Annotated in this window: 7 protein-coding genes; 6 read left to right on the top strand and 1 reads right to left on the bottom strand. The window is 67.6% G+C overall.

The window, feature by feature from the left end; all coding sequences use genetic code 11:
- Nucleotides 1-196: 196 nt before the first annotated feature.
- A complete protein-coding gene (locus ACWGST_RS04250; RefSeq protein WP_452045398.1) occupies nt 197-2242 on the bottom strand; it encodes a hypothetical protein in 2046 nt (681 codons plus the stop codon).
- 513 nt (nt 2243-2755) lie between these two features.
- Between ACWGST_RS04250 and ACWGST_RS04245 the strand changes: the two genes are divergently transcribed.
- The 6 genes from ACWGST_RS04245 to ACWGST_RS04220 all read left to right on the top strand — a co-directional run bounded on the left by ACWGST_RS04245 (nt 2756) and on the right by ACWGST_RS04220 (nt 10208).
- Complete coding sequence (locus ACWGST_RS04245) at nt 2756-4390, top strand: ABC transporter substrate-binding protein (RefSeq protein ID WP_452045397.1); 1635 nt, start codon at nt 2756-2758, stop codon at nt 4388-4390.
- 96 nt (nt 4391-4486) lie between these two features.
- A complete protein-coding gene (locus tag ACWGST_RS04240; RefSeq protein WP_452045396.1) occupies nt 4487-5578 on the top strand; it encodes an ABC transporter permease in 1092 nt (363 codons plus the stop codon).
- 1 nt (nt 5579) lies between these two features.
- Nucleotides 5580-6653, top strand: coding sequence for an ABC transporter permease (locus ACWGST_RS04235; RefSeq protein ID WP_452045395.1), 1074 nt, complete (start codon nt 5580-5582; stop codon nt 6651-6653).
- A complete protein-coding gene (locus tag ACWGST_RS04230; protein ID WP_452045394.1) occupies nt 6650-8338 on the top strand; it encodes an ABC transporter ATP-binding protein in 1689 nt (562 codons plus the stop codon). The genes ACWGST_RS04235 and ACWGST_RS04230 overlap by 4 nt, the downstream gene beginning before the upstream one ends.
- Nucleotides 8338-9195 (top strand): ATP-binding cassette domain-containing protein, encoded by an 858-nt coding sequence (locus tag ACWGST_RS04225; RefSeq protein ID WP_452045483.1) that lies wholly within the window; start codon nt 8338-8340, stop codon nt 9193-9195. The genes ACWGST_RS04230 and ACWGST_RS04225 overlap by 1 nt, the downstream gene beginning before the upstream one ends.
- Complete coding sequence (locus ACWGST_RS04220; protein WP_452045393.1) at nt 9192-10208, top strand: D-isomer specific 2-hydroxyacid dehydrogenase family protein; 1017 nt, start codon at nt 9192-9194, stop codon at nt 10206-10208. The genes ACWGST_RS04225 and ACWGST_RS04220 overlap by 4 nt, the downstream gene beginning before the upstream one ends.
- Nucleotides 10209-10287: the final 79 nt, after the last annotated feature.

The following is a 10287-nucleotide window of genomic DNA, read 5'->3' as shown; positions in this document are numbered from 1 at the left end:
GCTGGGGGTTTTGGTCTTTCTGTTTATCACCGTCGTGTTGGGTGGGGGTCTGATTTTTTGCGTGGAGCCCCTGGGTGTGGCTTTTCTGCTGTTTGGTGGGGGGGGGGGGTGGGGGGGGGTGTGGCGCTTTGCCCCCCCCCCGGGGGCGCGGCGGCCGGGGTGCCCCCCGCCCCCCGCGCCCCGATCGTGGGATCGACTAGCGAGCCTTGCCCGGAGCGTCGAGCTCGCAGGCGATCGTCTCGGTCGCTGAGGGATCGTTCTCCGATGTCGCCGTGACGGTGACAGTGGCGTCACGTGAGGCGTCAGCCCCGCGCGATGCATAGACCGGCACGGTGATCGTCTCGCCGGCGGTGGCGGAGACGATGCTGCTGGGCGTGTTCACGGACCATCCGTTGCCGGCGATCGACGTCGTCAGGCGGAAGACATCGCTGTTCGCCTTCGCGTCCGCGACTGCGGCGCCGGTGTTCGTCAGCGGCACCTGGCACTGAGCGATCGCGATGCCGTTGGCCTCCGCCTGGCCGTGCAGTGACGCGAGGTTGCCCTTCACGACCGCCTTGCCGAGGTCGACGCCGCGAGCCTGGGGCCCCGCGCTGACGGTCGAGCGAACCGCGACGTCATACGACAGGATGCCGTCGTCGTCGCGCTGCATGTTCAGGATGTAGAAGTGCAGCCCGTTGGCCGTGTCGACGTACTCGTACTCCGAGCCGGAGTCGTTGCCGGCGTGGAAGAGCGCGTCGTTCAGCTGGCGCTGGTCGCCGCGCGTGATCATGATCGGCGTTCCGTCCGGGCGCACGTAGTCGACCGTGGCGATGTCCTGCGGGTTCGCGTCGACGGTCCAGATGAACGGGTTGCGATCCGCGTTCTTCGTCTTCGCGATCATCACGCCGTGGTCGGGCTGGAACGAGTCGGTGCCCATCCGGTCGATGACTTCGACGGTGTAGTTGTCGAACGAACCGCCGTCGCAGTCGAACTGCCCCCTTCGGGTGCAGATTCCGGTGGAGTCATCCGCAGCGGCTGCGGTCGGCTTGTCGAACACGAGGTTGATGCCGGTCAGCTCGCCCGGTCGCATGACCGCACGGGAGACGACGTTCGTGACGACGGTACCGAGCGTATCCAGTTCGGTCTCCTGGAGGTTGAGGTAGTTCGCCTGGTCGATGATGCCGAGCTTGATGCGGTTGCGCAGGGCGACACCTGCGGGCTGCGATCCGCCGGCGACCGAGGGGACGCTCCAACGCTCGTGTGTTCCGCCGGGTCCGTTGAACGAGCCGCGCGCGAGCACGTCGAACGGCCCGCTCGTGTCGCGGAGCGGCCCGCCGTCGTCGGCCTCGGTGCCGTACGGGTTCCCGTAGTTGTCGGAGATGCCGAGGATGTGCGAGAACTCGTGGGCATAGGTTCCCATGCCCGACGACTCGCCCTGGGTAGAGTTGCCCGCTCGCCCGCCCGAGGCGAAGTTGGCGTTCGGCCAGTGGTTCACGGCAGCCGCCCACGAGGTCCACGGAACGTAGCGGGTTTTCGCCCAGTTGGCCATCGGCGCGCCGTTCTGGTCGAGCGCGACTCCGTTCTCGTCGCGGGGCGGCCCGAAGTCGTCGGTGACGTCTTCCGGGTTCTCGAACAGCATCTGCCCGAATTCCTCCCACGTCGACGACTCGTCGTGACCGGCCGTGACGTAGAAGACCTGATCGAACTCCTTCAGCGGGTCGTCACTGCCGATGTCCGCACCCCAGAGGGGCAGCGCGTCGGAGCGGATGTTCTTGTTGCAGGTCTCGCCCTGGGGGCAGAACGCGGCGTTCGGCCGGTTGAACGAGTCGTTCAGGCCGTATTCCTCGATATTGCCGGGCAGCTGGTACGGGCCGAAGGCCTCCATCTGCACGCTGAGTCGCCCGCCGGACTGCTCCATCCAGTACTCATTGATGGTGCGGCCGTGGTTCAGTTCGTTGGGCGTGTTGAGCAGGTCGAGGTAGAACTCGGGCACGTCCTCGCGGTCGAGGCCGTTGGCGAGACCCGAGGGGTCGCCGAACGCGTGCGCTCCTTCGGGCTGCGTGACGAGGAACGGCTGGTTCTCGAAGTCCACGAGCACGATCGCGCCGTTGAACTGCCGGGCCGATCCCTCGAGGTCGTTCGCCCAGTCGGTGCCTGGGACGTCGACGTAGTCGTCCCAGGTCATGTCGTCCATGTTCTCCCAGGTCTGGGGGTCGACCGGGCCGAGGACCGAGGGGTCGAACGAGTCGGGGGGTGCTGCCATCGCGGTGCCGTTCGAAGCGGCCGCGAGGATGATGACGCCTGCGGAAGCGGCGACGGCGAAACCGGCTCGCCGCATCCGTGTCGTGCGTGGGTGTTCATGTCGTGACACTTCAACCTCCAGATTGAGTCTCGCGGGTCATGCGGCCCCGCATGCATGCATCCCCGTCGCATGGACATCACTGGCACAGGGATGTTCCGGGAATCCTTGCATCGTCCGGACACGAACCGACAGGGCGCGCTCGAATTCAACCGGTGGGAGATTCCGACCGTTATTCATTAGAATTCCTGAGCATTACAGTCCGGTAACGTTGCATTCTTCTCAAGGGTCGCCGTGCTACTTCTTGAAGTGTCCCCGCACGCAGCTGAGCGGAAAGGCAACTCTGTTCACCGCATTCGGGTGGAGGATGAGCGATCCCGGTTCGTACCCGCGAATGGGACTCGACGTACCGATCACAACAACTCGGCGGCCGCCTCCAGCGGTCGAACCGAAATCCACAGGAAGAGGTAGACGGATATGACATCCGCATCCAAGAACGGGCGGCGCAGCGTCGTCGCGGTGGCCGGTCTCTCGGTCGCAGCACTCGCACTCGCCGGCTGCTCAGCCGGTGGCGGCGGCACCGACGCTGCCTCCGGCAGCTCGATCACCGTCGGCACCACCGACAAGGTGACGGCGCTCGACCCCGCCGGCTCGTACGACAACGGTTCGCTCGCCGTGCAGACGCAGGTCTTCCCGTACCTGCTGAACACCGACTACCAGAGCACCGACGTCGTGCCCGACCTCGCCGAATCGGCTGAGTTCACCTCGCCGACCGAATACACGGTGACGCTGCCTGCTGGACTGAAGTGGGCCAACGGCAACGACTTGACGGCGTCCGACGTGAAGTTCTCGTTCGACCGCCAGCTCAAGATCGCCGACCCCAACGGCGCTTCGAGCCTGCTCTACAACCTCGAGAGCACCGAGGCCGTCGACGACACGACCGTCGTGTTCCACCTGAAGGCCGAGAACGACCAGGTCTTCCCGCTCATCCTCACGAGCTTCCCGGGCGCCATCGTCGACGAAGAGACCTTCTCCGCCGATGCGATCACGCCCGACGACGACATCGTCGCGGCGAACGCGTTCGCCGGTCCGTACATGATCACGAGCTACGACTTCAACACGCTCATCTCGTTCAAGAAGAACCCCGAGTACAAGGGTCTGCTCGCCGAGGCGAAGACCGACACGGTCAACCTCAAGTACTACGCCGAGTCGTCGAACCTGAAGCTCGACGTGCAGGAGGGCGGCATCGACGTCGCCTACCGCAGCCTCTCCGCGACCGACATCGAAGACCTGAAGAGCAACGACAAGGTCAACGTGGTCGAGGGTCCCGGCGGCGAGATCCGCTACATCGTCTTCAACTTCGACACGCAGCCGTACGGTGCGAAGACGGCCGAGGCCGACCCGGCCAAGGCCCTCGCCGTTCGTCAGGCGGTCGCCGACCTCATCGACCGCGATGAGCTGGCCGACCAGGTCTACAAGGGCACCTACACGCCGCTGTACTCCTACGTGCCCGCGGGCATCGCAGGTGCGGTCGAGCCGCTCGTCGAGATGTACGGCGACGGCCAGGGTGCGCCCGACGCCGACAAGGCGGCCGAGCGTCTCACGGCTGCCGGTGTGACGACGCCGGTCGAGCTGAACCTGCAGTACTCGAACGACCACTACGGCCCGTCATCGGCCGACGAGTACGCGCTCATCAAGGACCAGCTCGAGTCGACCGGCCTGTTCACGGTGAACCTGCAGACCACCGAGTGGGTGCAGTACTCCAAGGACCGCGTCGCCGACGTGTACCCGGCCTACCAGCTCGGTTGGTTCCCCGACTACTCGGACGCCGATAACTACGTCACGCCGTTCTTCCTGATCGAGAACTTCCTCTCGAACCACTACGTGAACCAGGAAGTCAACGACCTGATCATCAAGCAGGCGTCGGAGCCCGACCCCGCCGCACGCACCGCCGACATCGAGGCGATCCAGGAGAAGGTGGCGGCCGACCTGTCGACCGTGCCGTACCTCCAGGGTGCTCAGGTCGCCATCACGGGCACCGATGTGACGGGCGCCGACGAGACGCTCGACGCGTCGTTCAAGTTCCGCTACGCGGCACTGTCGAAGGGCTGAGTCGTCTGAACGGCTAGAGTCACTTCTACGCAATGAACGGATGGCCTGCTCTCCGGAGCGGGCCATCCGCATTCGAGCCCCACCGATTGGCGAACATTGACCTCAACGACGACGGCGCCCGCCAGTAGCGCGTCCCCCGCAAGACGGAGACCACCGAAGTCCTCCGGTGGCGGCCTCGGCCGGTACATCATCGTGCGGGCCCTCCTCATCATCCCGACGGTGTTCATCCTCGTCACCCTGGTCTTCGTGCTCATGCGCTCGACCGGTGACCCGATCACTGCGAAGCTCGGCGGACAGCTCCCCGCCGATCAGCTCGCCGAACGCATCCATGCCGCAGGTTACGATCGCCCGATCCTCGTGCAGTACTTCGAATACCTCGGTCAGATCGTCACGGGCAACTTCGGCACCACGCTCACCGACAACCGTCCGGTCACCGAGATTCTCTTCACGTACGGCGCAGCGACGCTCGAGCTCGCGTTCTATGCGCTGATCGTCGCCTTCGTCATCGGCATCCCGTTCGGTCTCGTCGCCGCGTACTTCCGCGACAAAGGGCAGGATGCCGCGCTGCGCGTCTTCGCGATCCTCTGTTATGCCACGCCGGTGTTCTTCTCCGGTCTGTTGCTGAAACTCGTCTTCTCGGTCTGGCTCGGCTGGTTGCCGGTCGCCGGCCGCGCCTCGGTCGGTGCACAGTTGCAGATGCAGCTGCTCCCGAACAAGACCGGCCTGTACACGATCGACGCGATCATGACGGGCAACCCCGCGGTGCTCGGCGACGTGCTCGCGCATGCGGTGCTGCCCGCCATAGCGCTCGGCCTCCTGACGGCCGGCGTGTTCCTCCGGCTTGTTCGCACCAACGTCATCGGCACACTCTCGACCGACTACGTCGATGCGGCGCGCTCCCGGGGTGTCAGCGAGTACCGACTGGTGCGCAAGCACGCGTACCGCCCGGCACTCATTCCGATCATCACGGTGATCGGACTCCAGATCGCGCTGCTCCTCGGCGGCGCGGTGCTCACCGAGACGACGTTCGAGTGGAACGGCCTCGGATTCCAGCTGGTCGAGTACATCAAGGCTCGCGACTTCGTCGCCGTGCAGGGCATCGTCGCTCTGCTCGCGGTGATCGTCGCACTGACCAACTTCATCGTCGACATCATCGCGGCGCTCATCGACCCGAGGGTGAGGTACTGACATGTCGACCGACATCGTCACCCGCGCGCCGAAGCGGCGCCTTCGCGACCGCATTCCGGTCGTGCACCAGCTGCGCCAGAGCGTTGGCCTCCAGCGCGGAATGCTCATCGCGGGCCTCGTGCTCACTGGCATCTTCGTGTTCGTCGCGATCTTCGCTCCGTTCATCGCACCGTACGGCTTCGCGCAGCTGCGTGACGCGGCAGGGCCGTTCGGCAGCCAGCAGCCGCCCTCGGCCGAGCATCTCTTCGGCACGACGGTCGGCGGCTACGACGTGCTCTCCCGGGTGCTGTGGGGGGCGCAGACCGCCATCCTCGTCATCATCATCGCGGTGACCCTCTCGCTCTTCGCCGGTGTGCTGCTCGGTCTCGTCTCGGGTTACTACGGCGGCTGGCTCGACCGCGTGCTCGTCGTCGTGTGCGACGCCATCTACGCCTTCCCGTCGTTGCTGCTCGCGATCGTCATGGCGATCGTGATCTCCGGAGGTCAATCGAACCTCTGGGGCGGTGTGTTCGCAGCCGCCATCTCGATCACGGTCGTGTTCATCCCGCAGTACTTCCGCGTGATCCGAGCAGAGACGGTGCGCATCAAGGCCGAGGCGTATGTCGAGTCGGCGAAGGTGCTCGGTGCTTCCAACAGCCGCGTCATGTTCCGGCACGTCCTGCGCAACTCGACCCGCACGCTACCGCTCATCTTCACGTTGAACGCGTCCGAGGCCATTCTGACGCTCGCGGGTCTCGGCTTCATCGGCTTCGGCATCGAGCCGACGGCTGCCGCCGAATGGGGCTACGACCTGCAGAAGGCGCTGTCCGACGTCTCGAGCGGCATCTGGTGGACGGCGCTCTACCCGGGTGTCGCGATCGTGCTCGTGGTGCTCGGCATCACGCTCGTCGGCGAGAGCTTGAACGACCTCGCCGACCCGCGACTGCGCGGCCGTCGCCGGGTGGCGCAAGCCTCGGGCGAGGTGGCGGAGACCTCCGTCGTGCCCGGTGGCACACTCGTCGCCGGACCCGGAGGCCTCGCCGGACTCGAAGACGGCGAAACATTCGACGAGCACGGAATCGAGGTCCGGTCATGAGCACGGTCGTCAGCATCGAAGGACTCGGCGTCTCGTTCGCGACCGACGCGGGTGCGGTCAAAGCCGTCGACGGCGTCTCACTGAAGGTCGAGCGCGGCGAGGTGCTCGCGATCGTCGGCGAGTCCGGCAGCGGCAAGACCGTCACGGCGAAGACCATCCTCGGCCTCCTTCCCGAGACGGCCACCGCGAGCGGCGCCGTCATCCTCTCGAACAAGGCGGGCACGTCCGAGAGCGACGTCGTGGCGCTCTCGAAGAAGCAGCTCCGCGCGGTCAGGGGCACGGATGTCGCAATGGTCTTCCAGGAGCCCTCGACGGCGCTGAACCCCGTGTACACCGTCGGCTGGCAGATCATCGAGGGGCTCCGCGCCCACACCTCGATCTCCCAGAAGCGGGCGCGTGCCAAGGCGATCGAGATCCTCGGTCGCGTCGGCATCCCCGACCCCGAGCATCGCATCGACCACTACCCGCACCAGTTCTCGGGCGGCCAGAAGCAGCGCATCGTCATCGCGATGGCGCTCGTACTCGACCCCGGACTCATCGTCGCCGACGAACCGACGACGGCGCTCGACGTGACGGTGCAGGCCGAGATCCTCGACCTGCTGCGCCGCTGCCGCGACGAGTTCGGCATGGGCATCGTGCTCATCACCCACAACATGGGCGTCGTCGCCGACCTCGCCGACCGCGTGGCCGTGATGTACCAGGGCAAGCTGGTCGAAGAGGCCGATGCCAAGACGCTCTTCGCCTCGCCCCAGGCCGAGTACACCAAGGCGCTCCTCGCCGCGGTGCCGTATGTCGGCACGGGCACGGCGAGCGCGATCGAACGTGCTGCGCAGCGACCGGCCGATTGGGTCGAGCAGGCGCCCGTCGTCGAGGCATCCGGTCTCGAGATCGTCTACCCGGGCCGCTTCGGGCGTCCGGGGTTCCAGGCCGTCGGCGGCGTCGACTTCGTGATCCGCCCGGGCGAAGTGCTCGGGCTCGTGGGGGAGTCGGGTTCGGGCAAGACCACCATCGGCCGTGCGATCGCGGGGCTGACGAAGGTCACGGGTGGTTCGCTGCGCGTGCTCGGCCACGAGATGAACGGCATGCGCGAGCGCGAGTTCCGCCCGCTGCGCAGTCGCATCGGGTTCGTCTTCCAAGACCCGGCCTCGAGCTTCAACCCGCTGCTGACAATCGCCGAGTGCGTCGCCGAGCCGCTCGTCATCCATGGTCGGGCGTCGAACCCCGGCGAAGCGCGTGCGCGCGTCGACGAGTTGCTCGAGGCGGTGCAGCTGCCGAAGGCCTACGGCGATCGGTACCCGCACGAGCTCTCGGGCGGTCAGCGACAGCGGGCGAGCCTCGCGCGGGCACTCGCGCTCGAGCCCGAGTTGCTGATCGCCGACGAGCCGACCTCGGCGCTCGACGTCTCGGTGCAGGCTCGCGTGCTCGAACTCTTCGCCGAGCTGCAGAAGGAGTTCGGCTTCGCCTCACTCTTCATCAGCCACGACCTCGCCGTCGTCGACATCCTCGCCGACCGCATCGCGGTGCTCTACCGCGGCGCGCTCGTCGAAGAGGGCACCGGCGCCGAGGTGCTCGGTGCGCCGAGCGACCCGTACACGCAGCGGCTTCTCGCATCGCTGCCCGTGCCCGATCCGGTGGCGCAGGCCGAGCGACGCGAAGAACTCCGCAGGCTTCGGGAGGCCGGGTGATGCATGGCGCGGCGCACGGGTACCCGATCGTGCTCGACGATCTCTCGATCGAGTACCCGGCGAAGGGGCCGAGCCCGGCGCACGTCGCCCTGCACGGTCTGACCCTCTCGGTCGCGCCGGGCGAGGTGCTCGGACTGCTCGGCAGCGCCGGCAGCGGCAAGAGCACGCTCGCGAAGCTGCTCTCGGGTGCGGCGTTCGAGCATCGCTCGGCCGATGGACGGCCGGTCGTCACGGGCGGCGATGCCACCGTGCTCGGCCAGTCGCTGCGCAGCATCTCGAAGCGGCGGCTGCCCGAGTACCGGTTCCATGTCGGCTACCTCCCGCAGGATGCGGCGTCGACCCTGCCCGCCGACCGCACCGTCGCAGAGATCATCGGCGAGCCGATCCTCGAGCGCGATCACCGGTACAACGCGCGGGCCCTCGCGACCCGGGTCGCCACGATGCTCGACGGCGTGCGTCTGCCGCTCGGCAAGCTCGACATGTACCCGTACGAGCTGTCGGGCGGGCAGCGTCAGCGGGTCGCGCTCGCACGCGCGCTCGTGCTCGGGCCGTCCGTGCTCATCGCCGACGAGCCCACGGCGGGCATCGATCTCACGGTGCGCGATGTCGTGGCGCAGCTGATCGGCGAGCTCCGCCACGAGCACACCTTCTCGGCGATCATCATCAGCCACGACCTGCCCGTGCTGCGCAGCACGGCCGAGCGCATCGCCGTGCTCGACCGGGGCCGTCTCGTGGCGATCGGCACGATCGACGAGGTGCTCGACGACCCGCGCGACCCCTATGTCATGGCACTCGCCGGCGCGCTCGATGCCGGTCACGCGGTCATCGACGACCTCGACATGGGTCCTTCGGTATGACGGATGCCGCGGCGTCCGTGCCGCGCGCGCGACACCGCGTCGTTCGGGGCGCTTCTGGATCGCAGCGCGCCGAACCGAGCCCCATCGAACCCGGGCCGGTCGCGATCCTGCCCGAGGCCGAGCCGGCGTTCGTCGATGCGGTCGAGCGGGCCGGGGGAGTCGTCGCCCCGTTGAGTCCCGCGACCCGCGGACTCGTGTGGTCCGCGGCATCCGGCGGTGAAGAGCTCGACCGAGCGCTGGCCGAGCATCCCTCGATCGCGTGGGTGCAGCTGCCGTGGGCGGGCGTCGACGCGTTCGCCGGACTCATCGAACGGGCGAGCGGCGACGGCAGGGTCTGGACGAGCGCGAAAGGCGCCTACGCGCAGCCCGTCGCCGAGCACGCGCTCATGCTCGTGCTCGCGGTGCTGCGCGAGATCCCGCGGCGCACCCGTGCGACCTCGTGGCACACCGACGAACTCGGCCGCACGCTCTACGGCGCGAACGTCGTCGTCGTGGGCGCGGGCGGCATCGCCGTCGAACTGCTGCGGCTGCTCGCTCCGTTCGGCACCCACGTGACCGTCGTGCGGCGCAGCGCAGAGCCCGTCGTCGGCGCCGAACGCACCGTGTCGACCGCACGTCTCGGCGAGGTGCTCGGCGACGCCGACGTCGTCGTGCTCGCGGCGGCGCTGACCGACGAATCGCGCGGGCTGATCGGCGCGGCGGAGCTGGCCAGGATGCCCCGGAGCGCCGTGCTCGTCAACGTCGCCCGCGGCGGACTCCTCGACACCGAGGCGCTGGTCGCCGCGCTCGAGTCGGGCCGTCTCGGCGGAGCGGGGCTCGATGTCACCGACCCCGAACCGCTGCCCACGGGGCATCCGCTCTGGCGAGCGCCCAATTGCATCGTGACGCCGCACGTCGCCGACACCGACGACATGACGGTGCCGCTCTTCGCCGAGCGCATCGCGGCGAACGTGCGGGCCCTGCTCGGCGACGGCGACTTCGAGGGCCGCATCGATCCGATCGCGGGATACTGACGGCGAGCCGGTCGGCCGACCCGTTCGGCGTTGTCGAGGCGACCTCGAATTGGGAGTCGGGCGAACCTTTTGCTAGAGT

It is taken from the genome of Agromyces sp. NPDC055520 (assembly GCF_053619715.1).
The sequence above is the reverse complement of the archived record's forward strand: the minus strand, read 5'-3'. Positions and strand labels throughout refer to the sequence as shown.